At 39.1% G+C, this 19,508-nt stretch carries 12 protein-coding genes; 2 read left to right on the forward strand and 10 right to left on the reverse strand.

Features of this window, described 5'->3' with window-relative positions; all coding sequences use genetic code 11:
• Window positions 1-569 precede the first annotated feature (569 nt).
• On the reverse strand, window positions 570-965 hold the full coding sequence (locus tag VCHSUH03_RS03880; RefSeq protein WP_105094120.1) for a hypothetical protein: 396 nt from the start codon (window positions 963-965) through the stop codon (window positions 570-572).
• Window positions 966-1,265: 300 nt separating this feature from the next.
• Between VCHSUH03_RS03880 and VCHSUH03_RS03885 the strand changes: the two genes are divergently transcribed.
• Complete coding sequence (locus VCHSUH03_RS03885; protein WP_105094121.1) at window positions 1,266-1,841, forward strand: hypothetical protein; 576 nt, start codon at window positions 1,266-1,268, stop codon at window positions 1,839-1,841.
• A gap of 84 nt (window positions 1,842-1,925) precedes the next feature.
• On the opposite strand, the gene VCHSUH03_RS03890 is transcribed toward VCHSUH03_RS03885, so the two are convergent.
• The 6 genes from VCHSUH03_RS03890 to recQ all read right to left on the reverse strand — a co-directional run bounded on the left by VCHSUH03_RS03890 (window position 1,926) and on the right by recQ (window position 10,657).
• Window positions 1,926-2,996, reverse strand: coding sequence for a hypothetical protein (locus VCHSUH03_RS03890; RefSeq protein WP_105094122.1), 1,071 nt, complete (start codon window positions 2,994-2,996; stop codon window positions 1,926-1,928).
• A gap of 241 nt (window positions 2,997-3,237) precedes the next feature.
• Window positions 3,238-4,722, reverse strand: coding sequence for an aldehyde dehydrogenase family protein (locus tag VCHSUH03_RS03895; protein ID WP_105094123.1), 1,485 nt, complete (start codon window positions 4,720-4,722; stop codon window positions 3,238-3,240).
• 293 nt (window positions 4,723-5,015) lie between these two features.
• Window positions 5,016-7,298, reverse strand: coding sequence for a Tex family protein (locus VCHSUH03_RS03900; protein ID WP_105094124.1), 2,283 nt, complete (start codon window positions 7,296-7,298; stop codon window positions 5,016-5,018).
• Window positions 7,295-7,789, reverse strand: a complete 495-nt coding sequence (locus VCHSUH03_RS03905) for a dihydrofolate reductase (RefSeq protein WP_105094125.1) — start codon at window positions 7,787-7,789, stop codon at window positions 7,295-7,297. The genes VCHSUH03_RS03900 and VCHSUH03_RS03905 overlap by 4 nt, the downstream gene beginning before the upstream one ends.
• A 77-nt stretch (window positions 7,790-7,866) precedes the next feature.
• Window positions 7,867-8,658, reverse strand: a complete 792-nt coding sequence (locus VCHSUH03_RS03910) for a thymidylate synthase (protein ID WP_105094126.1) — start codon at window positions 8,656-8,658, stop codon at window positions 7,867-7,869.
• A gap of 115 nt (window positions 8,659-8,773) precedes the next feature.
• Window positions 8,774-10,657, reverse strand: coding sequence for a DNA helicase RecQ (recQ, locus tag VCHSUH03_RS03915; protein ID WP_105094127.1), 1,884 nt, complete (start codon window positions 10,655-10,657; stop codon window positions 8,774-8,776).
• A 323-nt stretch (window positions 10,658-10,980) separates the two neighbouring features.
• Here recQ and putP point away from each other — a divergent pair, with 323 nt between their 5' ends.
• Entirely contained in the window at window positions 10,981-12,468 is a 1,488-nt protein-coding gene (gene putP / locus VCHSUH03_RS03920; protein ID WP_105094128.1) for a sodium/proline symporter PutP, read from the forward strand.
• A 75-nt stretch (window positions 12,469-12,543) separates the two neighbouring features.
• Here the strand turns inward: putP and VCHSUH03_RS03925 are convergent, their stop codons facing one another.
• The 3 genes from VCHSUH03_RS03925 to nifJ all read right to left on the reverse strand — a co-directional run bounded on the left by VCHSUH03_RS03925 (window position 12,544) and on the right by nifJ (window position 19,272).
• The gene (locus tag VCHSUH03_RS03925) at window positions 12,544-13,572 is read right to left on the reverse strand and encodes a helix-turn-helix transcriptional regulator (protein WP_005385653.1); all 1,029 of its coding nucleotides are present in this window, start codon (window positions 13,570-13,572) and stop codon (window positions 12,544-12,546) included.
• Window positions 13,573-13,921: 349 nt separating this feature from the next.
• Entirely contained in the window at window positions 13,922-15,538 is a 1,617-nt protein-coding gene (locus tag VCHSUH03_RS03930) for a methyltransferase regulatory domain-containing protein (RefSeq protein WP_105094129.1), read from the reverse strand.
• Between the two features lie 197 nt (window positions 15,539-15,735).
• Entirely contained in the window at window positions 15,736-19,272 is a 3,537-nt protein-coding gene (nifJ, locus tag VCHSUH03_RS03935) for a pyruvate:ferredoxin (flavodoxin) oxidoreductase (RefSeq protein WP_105094130.1), read from the reverse strand.
• Window positions 19,273-19,508 lie beyond the last annotated feature (236 nt).

The following is a 19,508-nucleotide window of genomic DNA, read 5'->3' on the forward strand; positions in this document are numbered from 1 at the left end:
GATACTGATCTTCTATATTATGCACAAAAAAGGCACCTCGAAGGAGGTGTCTTCTTATTATGGTTTATTGAAGAATTCTATATTATTAGTCTAAGATAATAAAACAATATATATTTTTTATTTAGAATAATACCTTCCTAAACGCATAGATGCAAACAGTAATAAACATCAGCATCGAAAATACGGCAATGAGTCCACGATTGTAATATATGCTATCTCTTTTTTGAAAATATCCTGTGCACAGTGTAACAAGTGTAAAAATAGTCCAAACACTTCCATAACTCACAATTACTGTATAATCTCTATCAATTATAATTTTAAGAATCAGTAGAGCTAAACTTATAAGAGAAATAATAGACAAATATTTTGTTAAACTACCAAAAACTCTATGTTTTTTTATGTATTCATACTCTTCATTAATTGAAGTCTTACGAATTTCAAGTTTATATAAGGCTATTCCCGATATGATAGATGCAAAAACAAACGTACTACCTAATATTGTTAACCTACTCATCTTTTACCTCATTTTTCATCGACGATACTTTTCTTGTATTCAATCTTTCTCTTTACTACTTAAAGAATATATCTTTAAACGCATAAGCAGAGCCTACAACACCGAATAATATTGAAACAATAGCAATTATCCCACGTTTATAATATAAACTGTCTCTCTTTTGAAAAAATCCTGTACACATTATCAAAAGCACGAAGAATCCCCAAGCCCCACCAAAACGTGACACAAACTCATAATCTTTATAGACTAAAAAGTTAAGGTTTAGTAGTAATATACTTATAATGGCAATTATAGATAAATACCTAGTTAAATTACCAAAAGCTCTATGTCTTTTGATATATTCATATTTTTCATCAATGACACGTTTACTAATCTCAAGTTTATATAACCCTATGGATAACGACATAGATATGAAAATCCAAAAATATCCTAACATTTCAAGTTTTTTCATTTTTTACCAGTCTCTTTTACAATACATTCTTAGATGTTCTTAATTATAGCATAAGGTCTCTCGATACTGATAAGATACTGATTGTCTATATTAAGCACAAAAAGGCATCTCCAAGGAGGTGCCTCATTGTTATAGTTTATTGGAGAATTGTATGGTATTAATCAACTATATAAGTAAAAATATGTTTTAGGTATAATATGATTAAAAGAACGTACTTCAAAATACCGCCAATAATTAAGCAATGCCTGTTAAAGAATTACAATTTACTGAACATTCTAAAGTAGTATAAAAGGAATACCAATGAAACCATTTACTCTTAAAAGATTTGTATCACTACCGTTGATTGTACTATCCCTCATACTAACAACGGGTTGTCATCTTCTATCACATTATAGTGAAGATGAGGTACAACAATATATAAATAAAGATTATCCTAATCTAACATATCACTTGGAGTCACAAAGAAACAATACATGGCAAGTCACCTTTGACAAGTATCCCCAAATGCCCATTGAAATATCTGAAGTCTTGCACACCTCTGCACCTGTTGTACCACAAGTTGATCGAATACTAATAACCAACATTCCGTTGATAACTGCATTTCCATTAATGAAAAACTATCTAACGGCAGAGGAGTTATCCTATGCCACATATGATACATCTTCTTTGTATATTGAAATGCCTATCCCCTATTCAGCCATACAAAACCAAGATGTAACAAACTTTTACAATCGAATGGATCAATTCTGCAAAGAATATGCTAAAACATATCCAGATTTCAAAAAAGAGATATATATTAGAGTCATCATAAAACCATCTGATGGTTCTGATTCGCCGGAAGAATATAGAAGAGTATTCCGTTTATCCCACTATTAATAAAACAGGTGCTTCCTAAGAGGCACCTGTTTCATTTATGAAACGATATTGCCATTTGATATTCTAGAAATATTATATGTGACATCATTTCACACTATCATCAACAATTCTTATAATCCTCCTAAAGAAATCATATCCTCCATTTATATTATCGCCAATTACCATTTCACTATCTTGAAAGTATGGTGAAACAGGTAAATAGCCCCACATAACGCCTAAGCCTCCACATATATTGCGGCCACCATCTCCACCTTTATAGGAAAATTCATCTTCATCATATACAATTTCTCTACAATACGGATCGTCACCTATAACAAGGCCAAAAAAGTTTTCTTTTTCTAACGTATACTCTCCATCATTATCCATCCATTCCATATGCTTTAAATTCATAGAGAAATCTATATTGTTTCCCCATGGAAAGATAGTTCTACCCCCCTTGCCAGCTAAATACTCCCACTCTCTTCGTGTAGGCAAAGAATATCTATTATCTTTTATATCCTGTAAAAGTTTCTTAAATGTTGTTTCTTCATAAAGTTTGCCACACCAATTGCTATCGTCTGTTTTATATAAACAAACAGTGTTGTGCACCATCACTTCAGAAACACCTTTTTCCTCGGCTTTTTTTATCATGTTTTGCCATTCTTTATTTTGTGTAAGCATATCATCTGGAATAAGACTCCAGCAGGTTTCACTATACTCTTTTTGTACCAATAATGGATGGATTACAAACTCATCTTCTTGAGTAAAATTATGTTTAAAATACGTTTCTATGTTGGATAGTACCTCTTCATCTTCTAGTGCTTCGCTAATCTTAGTTTGAACATCGTCTTCACTAAAGATTTCCTCTTCATATCCCTCGACAAATGGATAGGCAAGCTCCGCTAAATTTTCATCATTAAAAATATCCTGAAATGGTTTATTTTTAAAATCAAACCCTAACGTAACAGTATCTCCAGGAACAAATACAAATTCTATACCCTCATGTGAACGATATACCGCCGTATATGTGGATTTTCCAAAGGCAGTAAATTCTTTAAAGCATATTAATTCTAAATTATATATTTTTCCAATCTTATTTAATAATTCCATTCTATCGCTAGTAGATAACAAATCATATTGAGGATTATACAATTTTTTGATGGGAATAGGATTCATTAATTTGATACTCCTTATTTTTATCTAGTACAAATATTCTTCACTATGCATTTACTCTATTTACTTAAGTATTGCCTTAGGGTTTGATTTTCTAATGGCCCTCTCTAAACAACACGCTTTTATATGGCTACAATTATAGCATACTGTATCCTTTCACAGATAATAAGCTATTGTTAAGCACAAAAAAGGCACCTCTTACGAGGTGCCTCATTGTTATAGTTTATTGGAGAGTTGAAGTTTATTAATCTAAATCGTAGAAACCAGATGGTTTATCACTCAAGTTGATAATGATGTTTTTCATTTGAGTATAGTGTTCAAGGATAACTTTGTGAGTTTCACGGCCGATACCAGATTGTTTATAGCCACCGAATGGTGCGCCTGCTGGGATGGAGTTATATGTGTTAACCCACATACGACCTGTTTCGATTGCTCGAGCCACGCGGATGGCACGGTTAAGGTTTTGTGTGAATACGCCACCGCCAAGGCCGTATAAGCTATCGTTAGCTTGTTCGATCACTTCTTCTTCGCTGTGGAATTTAATAACAACAGCTACAGGGCCAAAGATTTCTTCGCGAGCTACGCGCATATCGTTTGTAGCGTCTACGATAAGTGTAGGTCTAATGAAACAACCTTTACCAAGTTCACCGTCAGTAACGCGTACACCACCAGCTGCAATGCGAGCGCCTTCTTCTTTAGCAAGTTCTACATAGCTAAGTACTTTCTTAACTTGATCTTCGTAAATCAAGGAACCAAGTTGTGTAGATTCTTCCCAAGGTAAACCAACTTTTACCTTATCAAATAATGCGGAAAGTTCAGCTACGAATTTATCGTAAATTGTATCTTGTACGAAGATACGGGAACCTGCACAGCATACTTGACCTTGGTTGAAGAGGATCCCAAGCATTGCCCCATCAAGAGCTTGTTTCCAGTTCGCATCTTCAAAGAAGATATTCGCAGATTTACCACCTAATTCTAATGTAGCAGGAATCAAGCGTTCAGATGCTGCTTTATATACATCAAGACCGACTTCTGTAGAGCCTGTGAAAGCAAGTTTGCTGAAGCCTGGATGATCAAGGATATATTGACCAGATTTAGAGCCTTTACCAGTTACGATATTTACAACGCCTGCTGGCAAGATATCTTTCAAAATATCGCCTAATACTAAAAGGCTAAGGGATGTATGGCTAGAAGGTTTAATTACAACTGTACAACCTGCTGCAAGAGATGGTGCCAATTTCCAAGCTGCCATTAGGAATGGGAAGTTCCAAGGCACCACTTGACCTACAACGCCAATTGGTTCACGTACGATAAGGCTCAATGTATTTTCGTCAAATACTTGAGCAGATCCTTCTTCGGAGCGAAGTACGCCAGCGAAGTAACGGAAATGGTCAGCACCAAGTGGAATATCTACATTCAAAGTTTCACGGATTGGTTTACCATTGTCATAAGTTTCAACTTGTGCCAAGTACTCTTTGTGCGCATCGATAGCGTCAGCAATTTTTAACAAGTAATCAGCCCGTTCTACTTGGGATACTTTTTTCCAAGTTTTGAAAGCTTCTGTTGCAGCGTCTACCGCTTTATCAACGTCGTCCTTCGTAGCCTCTGCACAGATAGCGAGTTGTTCGCCATTAGCAGGGTTATATACATTGAATTCAGCACCATCAGATGCCGGTACCCATTCATTATTAATTAAAAGTCCATATCGTTCTTTAAGGTTCAAGCTCATAGCATTACCTCCTATGTAGGAATATAGATTGAGGAAGATTTCCTCTATGAGTTCATCATACTCCTTATATCTAAATATTTCAATCAGATATACTATTTTCGATATATCACTTCTGCATTAATATACATAGTTTTAAGCTATATAGAAAAACCGCACCCTCTAACACCATAGAGGATGCGGTTTTCTATATGATGACTTTTAGTCAATAATATATCTCATTTAATATCTATTAATATAGATTAACTAGATTGCATAGAATAATGAAGCAAAAAGGACCACGTAGTTATATATAACTATGCTTTTCGACGTTCTCCATTATTTCTATTGTTTTGACGGCCACCGTTGTCACGATTATTATTTCGACGTTGACCATTGTTATTTCTGTTTCGGTTATTATCGTTATTCTTTGGCTTTTCTGGTTGTAATGCTTTTACAGATAAACCGATACGATTACGCTTCACATCAACAGAAATAATTTGAGCTTCGATGATGTCGCCTACAGCCAGTACATCGGATGGATGTTGACGGCTATTGCATAATTCACTGCGATGCAAAAGACCATTAGTTTTAAGGCCAAAGTCTACGAAGGCACCAAAGTCAACTACGTTATGAACTGTACCTTTTACCACAGTACCGACTTTGATATCTTCAAGGCTTACTACATGTTTTCTAGTAAGTGGTGCAGGCAAATCTTCACGAGGGTCACGACCTGGTTTTGCCAAAGCAGCTAGAATATCTCGTACAGTTGGTACACCTGCATCAAGTTTTGCGGCCATTTTCTCTGCATCAACGAGAGGTAACTTCACTTGTAACGCTTCTAACTGAGCCTTATCTTGCAAATCTTTTAAGGTAAAGCCTAATTCACCAATAATGCGTTCTGCCAATTCATAAGACTCAGGATGGACAGATGTATTATCTAGTGGATTTTTACCGTGTTGCAAGCGAAGGAAACCAGCACATTGTGTGAACGCTGCAGGACCTAGACGAGGTACTTTCAACAATTCTTTACGGCTTTTAAATACGCCATTCTCTTGACGGTATGCAACGATGTTCTTAGCCACCGTACTAGAAATACCTGCAATATGTTGCAAAATAGCTGGAGATGCTGTGTTAAGCTCTACCCCAACGTGGTTTACTACGGTTTCAACTACTTGATCTAAAGTATGAGTCAATTGTTTTTGATTGACGTCATGTTGATATTGACCTACACCGATAGATTTAGGATCAATTTTAACAGATTCAGCCAATGGATCTTGTACACGGCGCGCAATGGATACGGCGCCGCGAATTGTTACGTCTAAATCTGGTAATTCATCGATAGCCAATTTAGAAGCAGAATATACAGATGCACCTGCTTCATTGGTGATGATGTAGTGGCAATCTAATTTTTCCTCTTCAATCATGGTAGATGCAAACTGCTCTGTTTCGTAGGATGCAGTACCATTACCAATGGATAATAGGGTAACTTTGAACTTGCGGATTTTATCAGCCAACACCTTTTGTGCTTCCTTGCGAAGCTTTTCACTATTTGTTAAATAGTAGGCACCGTAATCGAGCACATTACCTTGTTGATCAATGATAGCCATCTTACAGCCTGTACGGTACCCAGGGTCAAGGCCCATAATAACATGGCCTGCCAAAGGTGGTTGTAACAATAGGTTTTTAAGGTTTACACCGAACACCTTGATAGCTTGTTCATCCGCATTTTCCGTTAACTCATTGCGGATATCCCGTTCTAGAGCAGGGAAAATTAGACGTTTGTACGCATCTGCTACGGCCGCTGCTTTATAGTCTGCGAAGATAGACTTTGGATTGTTCTCCAACTTTTGCACCATGTACGCTACATATGTATCACCTGGTACTGTAAGGGCTAATTTTAAGGCCCCTAATTTTTCACCGCGGTTAACCGCCAAGATGCGGTGAGATGGCATTTGGCGAACAGGCTCGGCATATTCTGCATATTGCAAGAACTGTTGCTGTACCTCTTCATCACCAGCCAATTCAGCTTGAATAAAGCCTTCGTTCCACATCTTTTTGCGCAAGTACGCACGGAAGTCTGCACTATCGCTAACGATTTCCGCTACGATATCAGATGCACCTTGAATAGCGTCTTCTGGTGTTGGTACCTCTTCTGTTACAAATTCTTTAGCAATCTCTAACGGATTACCAGAGGTCACTGTATCGTTAAGGATCATTTCTGCCAACGGCTCTAAGCCACGTTCACGAGCAATCATAGCACGCGTACGTTTCTTAGGACGGTACGGTAAATACAAATCCTCTAATTCTTGAAGCTTTGTGGCAGCCTCTAAGGCTTTCATCAATTCGTCGGTCATCTTTTCTTGCTCTGTAATAGAGGCAATGATTTCTTGACGACGTGTTTCCAAATTGCGCAAATATTTAATGCGTTCTTCAATGATGCGCAATTGCTCATCTTGTAATTCGCCTGTTACCTCTTTACGGTAACGTGCAATAAATGGCACCGTATTGCCTTCGTCTAATAATTCTACGGCAGCTTGCACCTGCTTTGGCTTAACATTTAATTCACTGCCGATAATGGCAAACATTCTTTCACTCATTTAGATGCCTTTCTGCGATAGGTTACAAAACGATGAGGATATTTATTCTTTTCATCCACTACGCCGTCTACAACGGATTCAATGGTGAAAGCATCCTCTGGAAACTCTGGGAAAAATGCATCCCCTTCAAATTCATGGTCTACTTCTGTGATGTACATCGTATCTACGTAAGGCAAGAAAGCCTCATATACTTGAGCACCACCGATGACATAGGCCGCATCAAGAGCACGAGCCGCTTCTGCAGCCGCCTCAGGGCTATGGAAAATCGTAACCCCTTCTGGTGCATCAAAGCCTTTATCGCGGGTAATCACCCAGTGCTCACGATTAGGTAACAAGAACGGCAAGCTTTCAAAGGTCTTACGTCCCATAATGATGACATGACCTGTCGTTTTCTCTTTAAAGAATTTCAAATCATTCGGCAAGTGCCAAATCAAGGTATTATCTTTACCGATCACACGATTATGTGCTACGGCTACGATTAATGCTAACATACTGCCCTCTTTCGATACATACTATATGGCAACAGTCATAATTGTAATATTATTTAGCAATGGTCATGAATACAATGCTATACAGCAACAGTCATGGACAATTTACCTAGATGTTCATAGCCATCTAATGTAACGTCCTCAGGTGTGAAATCATAGAAGTCTTTTACATCAGGATTCACAATAATTTTTGGCGCTGGCAACGCTTGATCGCGGCGTGCCAATTGCTCGCGCAATGCTTCTACGTGGTTTTCATATACATGAGCATTGTTAATAACATGGGTAAATTTACCAGGTTTAAGACCTGTTACTTGAGCAATCATGCATTGTAACGCTGCATATTGAGCCGTGTTAAATGGAACGCCAAGGCCCATATCGCCACTACGTTGAATGAGCATGCAGTTCAAGTGTCCATCAGCTACATCCCATAATGTTTCATACGCACATGGTTGCAACGCCATATCATCTAAATCCTCAATATTCCACAATGTAACAATCATACGGCGGCTATCAGGATCTTCTTTGATAGTTTTGATTAAATTGTCTAATTGTTTGTACTTTGCGATTTGGTAACCATAAGCCTTACCAATGGTGCCGTCTTCACGCATCCACTCATCCCATACGCGCACGTTCATCTCTTGCAATTTACGTACATCGTTAGATTGCATTTGCCAAATCCACAACAATTCTTTTACCGCTGTCTTGAAAGCTACAAATTTTGTAGTCAAAATTGGAAATTCCTCTTGCAAATCGAATTGCATGATTTGATGAGGTAATTTATAGGTCGCAATGCCCGTACGGTTCTGACCATACGTGCCGTGTTCTAAAATATTTTCAATAATACCGAGGTATTGTGTATCTGCTAGACTCATATATCCCCCTAAATCTATGTATAATACGTCGAATAATACTAACCTTATATCTTACAATATATAGTACTATCATACTAAAAAATACATAGCACTACCATATATGCAGTAAAATTTATTATCCCTTATATTCTGCAATGGCCTGTAAAAAACTGAGGCCATATTTTTTCAATTTTGCTTCCCCTACGCCCTTAACATTACCAAACTCACCCAATGTGGTTGGTCGTAAATTAGCTAAGTCAATAAGCACAGTATCAGGGAAGATAAGATATGGTCGAAGGCCAGCCTCTTCGGCTAGGCGCTTACGATGTTGTCGCAAGTGTTCAAATAAACCACTCGATCCGGAATTAGATTTTCCTCGCGCCACAGTGGACGTAGATCTACTAGTGCGAGATGGTACAGACACATGTTGTCTAATTTCCTCTACCTCTTTATGACCTGCTAAGACTTCCTCTGCACCAGCCGTTAAAGATAGTACCGGATATTTACCTGTAGAGCTACGCAAGTAGCCAGAAGCCACAAATTGTTGAATAAGGCCCTTAATCGATTTCTCGTCTACATTGCTTAATAAACCAAATACAGGCAATGCATCATGACCTGCGCGCATGATGCGATCAGTTCGCTCACCGCGCACAATAGAGGTAATCATAGATACGCCATAGCGCTCATCAGTGCCCATAATGGCACGGAAGATGGCCTTCGCCTCTTTTGTTACATTTACCTTATGGGCGGAACCTTTACAGGAGCTACAATTGTCACATGTGGTCCAGACAGTGCTTTCACCAAAATAGTTAAGCATATATTTACGCAAACAATTACTGCAGAAACAATAGTCAATCATGGATTGTAACTTGCGAAGTTCCACCTCTTGTCTCTCAGGCGTTTCGATGGACTGTTCAATTAAATACTTGTGAACCTGTACATCCTGCCCGCTGTAGAGCAAAATACATTCTGCAGGGGCTCCATCGCGACCTGCACGGCCCGCCTCTTGATAGTAGGACTCCATATTACGCGGCATTTGATAATGCAATACATAGCGCACATTACTTTTATCAATGCCCATGCCAAAGGCATTGGTAGCCACCATAACCTGTAATTTATCGTCTGCATAGGCATTTTGCATCTCACGACGTACCTCGTCGCTGAGCCCTCCGTGATAATGACCTACCTTAATGCCTGCACGGGTTAGATTTTCATACACCCGATCTACATCCTTGCGCGTCGCACAGTAGATAATACCATTTTCATTGGCATGTTGACGCACATAATGGATTACATAATCCATGCGTTTAGGTGTACGGATGACAGAGAAGGATAAATTAGGCCGGTCAAAGCCCGTTACGTACACATTCGCATTATCGAGACCTAATAGTTTCTTAATATCATTTTCTACATATTTCGTCGCCGTCGCTGTGAAAGCACCTACAATAGGTCTCTTCGGTAGCGAGTTGAGCCACTCACCAATGAGACGATAGGACGGTCTAAAGTCATGGCCCCACTCTGAAATACAGTGAGCCTCATCAACGATGACTTGAGCAATGGGCAACGCTCGCAATACATTACAGAAAAAATTAGAACCTAGTCGCTCTGGTGCAATATATAAGAGCTTAATCTTGCCACTGCGTACCTCGTACATAGTCTTATTAAACTCCGCTTGGGTAAGGGTACTATTAATGAGTGCCGCTGGAATGTTCTGCACTAATAGACCATCTACTTGGTCTTTCATAAGGGAAATGAGTGGCGAAAACACGATAGTAAGGCCCGGCTTGCAAAGAGCAGGAATCTGGAAACAAATAGACTTGCCGGCCCCTGTTGGCATGATACCAATTACATCTTCATTGCGTAATAAGGAAGCAATAGGAGCCTCCTGAGCCGGTCTAAAGGAGGTATACCCAAAGTATGTTTCCAACATACGCAATGCGTGTTGCTTCATTTGGGCATGTTGGTTCGCCCCATCATGCTGTGTTCCCACAACGTTCTTTGTGGTTTGCTGTTGTTCCATAGGGCCCTCCTTTCATGTTCCAGAAATATACATACAAGACCATAATTATGACTATCACTGACGATATGTCGTATACAAAACACGAAATATCGTTTTTCCATTCTTATATTTTAACATATTTCATATGCCGTTGGGTTTATTAGTATATACGATTTCTCAGTCCAACGTCTAATGCATATCTTGAAAGCCAAGCTCCAAAATTTGTATAGAAACTACGTAATATCACGAAATTTTTACACTCTAAAGCGCTAATATATGGTACAATAGGAATTATTTATAATACTATAGAATAGAACTACAACCTAAGGAGGTCTTATATAGGCATGACACAAGACAACTTAATGATTATAATCGCCTTTGCCTTATACCTAGGACTCATGATGTATATCGGGGTCTACTATTACAGGAAATCTAATAGCATTGGTGATTACATCCTCGGTGGCCGACAACTAGGACCATGGATTACAGCACTTAGTGCGGAAGCATCAGATATGAGTGGTTGGATGCTCATGGGTGTGCCGGGCCTAGCATATACTACGGGGATTTCTGGTGTATGGATTGCCGTAGGCCTCACATTGGGTACATGGGCGAACTGGAAATTTGTTTCTAGACGCTTACGTAACCATACAGAGGTAGCTAGCGACAGTTTAACCTTACCGGATTACTTGAAGAATCGTTTCCACGATCAATCCCATTCGGTAGCTGTCATTTCCGCTTTGTTTATCTTGATTTTCTTCTTGATATATACATCATCAGGCTTTGTGGCAGGGGGCAAGTTGTTCAATACCATCTTTGGTCTTGATTACACAGTATCCCTCTTTATTACAGCAGGCATCGTCGTATTCTATACATTCCTCGGTGGCTTCCTCGCCGTATCTTGGACAGACTGTATCCAAGGGGCATTGATGTTCTTTGCCATCTTAGCAGTACCAATTACGGCTGCTATGTTTATGGGTGGCCCTATTGAAACATTCCAACTCATCCAACATGAATTTCCACAAGGGCTTAGCCTATTCGGAGACCCGTCTGATTGGTTCACATGGGCTATCGGCTTAATTTCTTCTCTTGGTTGGGGCCTTGGCTACTTCGGTCAACCTCATATCCTCGTAAGATTCATGGCTATCTCCGATGCGAAAGAGCTTAAGAAATCTACAAATATCGCCATGGTTTGGGTTATCTTATCCCTTATGGCAGCCATCGCTGTAGGCCTCATCGGTCACGTATATATGTTGCCTGATGTATTAGTAGGTACAGATGCGGAAACTGTATTCCTCATCATGACAGAACGTCTCTTTACTCCATTTGTAGCAGGTCTCATCTGGTCTGCAGTACTCGCAGCTATCATGAGTACCGCATCTGCTCAGTTATTAGTAACAGCTTCTGCTATTTCTAATGACTTCTATGCCAATATTATTCATCCTAAAGCGAGTGATAAGGAATTGGTTCTCGTAAGTCGTATCGTAGTACTTATCGTAGCATTGATTGCCATCTATATGGCGATGGATCCTGATAGCTACATCTTAACAATGGTTGCTTATGCATGGGCAGGCTTTGGTGCAGCATTTGGTCCAGCTATCTTGTTCTCCTTATTTTGGAAACGTATGACACGTCATGGCTGTATCGCCGGTATCGTCGTAGGTGGTTTAACAGTACTCATTTGGAAACAATTTGGATTCCTTGGCCTTTACGAAATCGTGCCAGGCTTCATCTTCTCTTCCATCGCTATCTACGTAGTGAGTATCATGGGTAAATTGCCTCCTCGTCCTGTTCTTAAGGATTACCGAGAAGCAGAAAAAATGCACGTTCTATAAATTAGAAATCGTACATTTGAAAATTACATATATAAAAATAGAGCTAGTTGATTCAACGATCAACTAGCTCTTTTATTATGAGTATTGTTCTAGACCTTCCTTAATAGCTTCTTTTACTTCTGCTACGAGGGATGCTGGTGAAAGTACTTTCACACTTTGCATGTATTGAAGTGCCCAATACTTGAAGGCATCATGATTAACACGTACACGGCATACAACGTCATCAGCTGTAACGCTGGTGAATTCCACATTGCCATCGAACCAATCTAAAATTTGATTCACAATGGATCGCTTTGCCTTAAAGCTTACAGTAACGGATTCACCGCCGAACATGTAGATATGTTCTTTTACATATTGCGACACATTAAAGGTGCGTTGCTGATGATAGCCCTTTATCTCCCGTAAAGGTTTTCTACGTTCACTAAGCACCGTAATGTGTGCAATTCGATCGACACGTAATGTAGACATGTCATCATAATTTTCGTGATTCCCAACTAGGTAATAATGTCCTCGATTCATAACTAGTTGGAATGGATTGAATACATACTTCCGCTCCTTGTTATCTGGACCAAGATTAATATGTAAACGTTTATCCACGTCAGGTTGGCAATAAGCCAAGGAAATTTTTCTCCCCTTTTGTATTGCTTCTTCTATGAGATCAATGTTAAGGAATAAGTCCTGACTTCTATGAAGGTAACCCGTAGCACTTTCAATATCAATACCATGAGGCTTGAAATGAGAGCTCCCCAATTTAGCAACACGACTAATTAAATCCTTACGTTGAGATGCAGTAATATGGCGAGAAGCCAATATACCATCAATTAATAATCTCAATTCTGAATCTTCAAAGGTATGAATCATATAGAAATCAGTACGGCGAATCGTGCCATCTGCTCCTACGGCAGACTCTTCACATTGAATACCAAAATCACCAGATTCATATAAATCATTTAAATGACGGCCTAAGGTCTTCCGATCGACGGATACCTCGTACCGCTCGGCTAATATACTGCGAATCTCTTCTTGAGATAAAGTATGATTAGCATCCGTTTCACTTTTCAGGATTTCTAGTATATATACTAGAACGGCCTTCTTAGATGCCATAAAAGACTCCTTTTACAAATAATACAATAAAAACAACATTGTAATTAATACAATATATAATATCATCCACAACACACAGGATGATGTTCACAAAAATACCCATACATAGTATACCATACTTTTCATATATGGTTCATTTATTTCTCATTAATTTTATCGATTTACTATACTTATTCAGCAATATTAAATAACTAAATGTAATAATTATTAAAAAAGATTAAATTAAATTATATAAAACAAAAACCCATTACTACTTAATACATATAAATGTTATAAGTGTAATGGGTTTTATGTTTATTCTGAAAGTTATATGAATCCTAAAATATATTTTTAGAATTCTACCGATAGATTAAGAAAGACCATCAGTTTTCTTACTTCTAATAAAGCCTAATTGCTCCATACGCTTGGTTAATTCATTATAGAAGGCTTCCGCCATAGCATTTTGATGCTTACCAGTTTGGGCCTTATCAGCGCTAAAGAGAGAATCCTTAATCTTCTTGATCAATGTAGATTTAGCTTTAGGTTTATTCAACAATTCCATAAACAATAAATCCTCATCGGAAATATCACCAATGGCATCATTGAACATGTTTGCGCCATAAATATATTCACTACCACCGTCAGCAATAGCTTTCACAAAATTTGTAAAACGTGCTGGTACATAGGATAAGCTTTCCATATATTCCTGTTTATCAGGGAATGTTTTATAGAAGCGAATACCCCCCCGTACCATATGTTCAACGATAGCTTTATACAAACTACATACAGCTGGCTCTAAATCATCTTCAGATGCCTTAGCAGCATCGTGAGCAGCTTTTAAAATGGCAAGAGCTTCAATCATATTGAAAGTGCCACCATCTTTAATAAGCGCTTTGAATGTATCTCGTACAAGGTCATTTTGAAACATTTCTAATGCTTCTTCATCAAAGAGGATTTGGAATACAAAATTATTCACAATGGTACGTACAGGTACTGTATTCACCTTTTCAGGATTAGCTACATCATAGTTAAGATTCTTTGCAGCATCTGCTTTACAAATAATAGACTTACGGAATGTTGTATCCAACATAAAGTCTAAATATTGTTCTTGATCTGCTTGGCTATTAGGCGCTAGTTTTTCAAGCTTATCGGCGATACTTTCATCATAGGTACGAACCATAGATAATGTTAAATCTGCATCACATACATACGCTAGATTGTGGACCTTCAAATGATCGTTAAATTGGTAAAAATAGCAAGGGTCATTATGAGGTTCTAAATGGTCGTGACCTACATAATAATCATCCTTTTGCATAACAGAACGCAAAGCCCCTAAGAATTTACTATTACGCTCTTTAAGGTTGTCATAATTAAGAATTTGAGAGCCTACTAAGCTGCCCACAGTTTTACCGCGCAATACCTTTTCCTTATGCGTTAATTCATCATGACCACGATTAGCAAATAGCATGAGCTGACGTACCTCTTCCATCGTATGCCAGCCAGGATATGTATTATATGACACATAGGCAATGCCATTATCAGCCAGGTGTTTGGATATAATATCAAGCAATTTATCCTTCATCTCATCGCTAATCCAAGAGTAAAAACCATGAGCGATGATGTAATCAAAGGTTCCTAAGGTCTCATCAAAGTTCATAATATCCCCTTGAATTAGAGATACATTATCCAACTTAGCATCACTAATAATTTTATTCCCCTTCTCTACTTGATCTTGGGAAAGCTCAATACCAACAAAGGTCGCTTCTGGATTATGTACAGCTTGAGAGATGATATTTCCACCATAGGTTGCGCCTAATTCAAGAACACGAGCTGTCTTTGCGGGCGGAGTATTAAGTCCTACAAGTGTACCATACGCTTCTAAATACGCAGGTGTTGTAAATGGAAATGGATAGGATTTATAGCCTAACTCTTTATATATTGTTTGTTGCATATCATCTGTTGTGATCTGTTGGTTATCCTTAGCCATAAGCACCTCTATATTACGATTAAATTTACCTTGTTATCTATCAATGTATCAATGCAATATACTTACGTATAACTGCATAACTATCTAATATTATATCAAATTCCTAGTATATTACCTATGTAAAACTGTTATTTATACACAAAAGAGGCACCCTCGAAAGGGTGCCTCTTATTAGTTCTTAGTCGTTAAATAACGAATTATTTTACGTCTTCGAAACCTTTTTGTAAGCGAACATAGCTTAAGCGACGATCTTTAGCGTCTTGTTCAGTTTTAGCGAACAATTCTTCTGCAACATCTGGAGCTGCTTTAGCCAAGGAAGCGTAACGTACTTCACCTTTAAGGAAGTCTTGGAAGCTTTCAGTTGGTTCTTTGGAATCCAAGGAGAATGGATTTTTACCTTCTTCTTTAAGTTGAGGGTTGTATCTGTAAAGATCCCAGTAACCAGCTGCAACTGCTTTACGTTGTTCTTCTTGAGCTTTACCCATACCAGCTTTAATACCATGGTTGATACATGGGCTGTAAGCGATGATCAAGGATGGACCTGGATATGCTTCAGCTTCTGTAATAGCTTTCATCAATTGGTTTTTGTCTGCGCCCATAGCTACTTGTGCTACGTATACATAACCATAAGACATAGCCATCATGCCAAGGTCTTTTTTCTTAGTACGTTTACCAGAAGCTGCGAATTGAGCAACTGCTGCGATATTAGTGGATTTGGAAGCTTGACCACCAGTGTTGGAATATACTTCAGTATCGAATACGAAGATGTTGATGTCTTCGCCAGAAGCTAATACATGGTCAACACCGCCGAAGCCGATATCGTATGCCCAGCCGTCACCACCGAAGATCCAGTGGGAACGTTTGATCAAGAATTGTTTTTTCGCAAGAAGTTCTTTCAACTCAGGAGTTGTAGCGCCTTCAGCTTCGATAGCTGCTACTAAACGTTCGGAACGTTGACGAGTAGCCGCACCAAGGTTAGCGAATTCAAGCCAGTGTTCTAAAGCTTCTTTCAATTCGCCAGTAGCAGTTTCAGCAGCTTTCGCAGCCACTTCTGCTAATTGTTGGCGAACTTTCTTAACGCCGATATACATACCGTAACCATACTCAGCATTGTCTTCGAACAAGGAGTTCGCCCAGGAAGGACCTTGACCTTGTTGGTTAGTTGTGTATGGAGATGCAGGCATGGAAGCACCCCAGATGGAGGAACAACCAGTTGCATTGGCAATCATCATGCGGTCGCCGAACAATTGAGTTAACAATTTAGCGTAAGGAGTTTCACCACAACCTGCGCAAGCACCGGAGAACTCGAACAATGGTTGTTCGAATTGGGAACCTTTAACAGTTTCCTTCTTCATAGGGTTTTCTTTTACAGGAAGGTTAACACCGTAGTTCCATGCTTCCGCTTGTTCGATTTCGGAATCGATGGAAGTCATTACGATAGCTTTGCCTTTAGGAGCTGGACAGATATCAACACAGTTACCGCAACCCAAGCAATCTAATGGGGATACTGCGATACGGAATTGAAGGTCTTTAGCACCTAATGCAGGAATTGTATCGAAATGTTCTGGAGCCGCAGCCACTTCTGCTTCAGTTGCCAAGATTGGGCGAATTGTAGCATGTGGACATACGAAAGAACATTGGTTACATTGGATACAGTTTTCTGGTAACCATTTTGGAACGAACAATGCAGGACCGCGTTTTTCGAATTTAGCAGTACCAGCAGGTAATGTACCATCTTCGTAACCAGCAAATGTGGATACTGGAAGATCATAACCAGCTTGTGCATTGATTGGTTGTGCAATATTTTGAACGAAGGATGGGCAAGATTCGCAACCAGGTTTAACTGCGTGACCGCCTTCATCAACAGCGTTTTTCCAGTCAGCAGGAACATCTACTTTTACCAAAGCGTTAACGCCTTGATCGATAGCAGCGTTGTTCATGTCAACAATATTTTGACCTTTTTTACCGTAAGAAGTTACTACGGATTCTTTAAGGTATTTAACAGCATCATCTACAGGGATGATTTCAGTCAATTTGAAGAATGCAGCTTGAGTTACCATGTTGATACGACCGCCCAAACCGATTTCGGAAGCGATTTTCGCAGCATTGATGATGTAGAAGTTCAATTCTTTTTCTGCGATTTGACGACGTAATTTAGCTGGTAAATGTTCGTTCAATTCTTCAGGAGACCAAGTACAGTTCAATAAGAATGTACCGCCTTTTTTGATGCCGCGGATCAAGTCGTATTCATGTACATAAGATTGACGATGACATGCTACGAATTGAGGTTCAGTAATCAAATATGGCAAGTTGATTGGGTTTTTACCAAAACGAAGGTGAGACATTGTTACGCCACCAGATTTTTTGGAGTCGTAATCAAAGTATGCTTGAGCATACATATCAGTATGGTCACCGATAATTTTGATAGCGGATTTGTTCGCACCTACAGTACCGTCAGAACCGAAGCCCCAGAATTTACATTCAGTCAAACCAGGAGTTTCAACTTCTACGCCTTCAGCACGATCTAAGGACAAGAATGTAACATCATCATTGATACCCAATGTGAAGAATTTCTTACCGTTTTCAGCAGCCAAGTTATCGAATACAGCTACGATGTCTGCAGGGATAACGTCTTTGGAGCTCAAACCATAACGGCCAGCGATAACTTTTACGTTACGACCACCGTCGATTACAGCAGCTTGTACGTCCAAGAACAATGGTTCAGCCAAAGCACCTGGTTCTTTAGTACGGTCAAGAACTGCAATGCGTTCTACTGTTTGAGGAAGAGCTTTCAACAAACGATCTGTTGCGAATGGACGGAACAAGTGAACGTTGATGAAACCAACTTTACGACCCAATTTGTTTAAGTAGTCAACAGTGGATTGAACTACTTGAGCGGAGGAACCCATAGTTACGATTACGTCTGTTGCATCAGCAGCACCATGGTAGTTGAACAATTGGTAGTTAGTGCCAGCCAATTTGTTAACTTCGTTCATGTAGTGTTCTACAACGTCAGGAACGTTCAAATAGAATTTGTTGGATGCTTCACGATGTTGGAAGTAAACGTCAGGGTTTTCTGCAGTACCACGAGTTACAGGAGCATCTGGATTCAATGCATTTTTACGGAATGCATTAACAGCGTCCATATCAACCAATGGTTTCAAATCTTCATAGTCCCAGATTTCGATTTTTTGAATTTCGTGGGATGTACGGAAACCGTCGAAGAAGTTGATGAATGGTACACGAGTTTTAATAGCTGTCAAGTGAGCTACAGCGGACAAGTCCATTACTTCTTGTACGGAGGATTCAGCAAGCATAGCGCAGCCAGCTGCACGAGCAGCCATTACGTCTTGGTGGTCACCAAAGATAGCCAAAGCATGTGCAGCTAATGCACGAGCAGCTACTTGGAATACACCTGGAAGTAATTCGCCTGCTACTTTGTATAAGTTAGGAAGCATCAATAACAAACCTTGGGAAGATGTGAAAGTTGTTGTTAATGCACCAGCTTGTAAAGAACCGTGAGTTGCGGCAGCAGCACCTGCTTCAGATTGCATTTCTACAACTTGAACAGTGTTACCGAAAATGTTTTTACGACCAGACGCAGCCCATTCGTCAATGTGTTCTGGCATTGGGGAAGATGGAGTGATTGGGTAAATCGCAGCAACTTCTGTAAAACCATAAGAAACGTGAGCAGCCGCTTGGTTGCCGTCCATAGTTTTAAATTTACGACTCATGTGATTATTGCCTCCTTAAGCATTTAGCAAAAATAGAACACTTGCTTAATCTATCATTATGTTTAGGAATAACAACCATTACAAACTTGCGCACATGAAAAAATAATGCAATAATATATATGTTATATATAATATGGCATTATGTGTGAACATACTTTTGTAGTGGGCACAACCATAATTCCTAATATCATAACTTGATATAGCCCTATAAGCACATTATAACGTGCTGGGCCCTA

The sequence above is a fragment of the Veillonella infantium genome, assembly GCF_002959895.1.
GTDB classification, from domain to species: Bacteria; Bacillota; Negativicutes; order Veillonellales; family Veillonellaceae; genus Veillonella; species Veillonella infantium.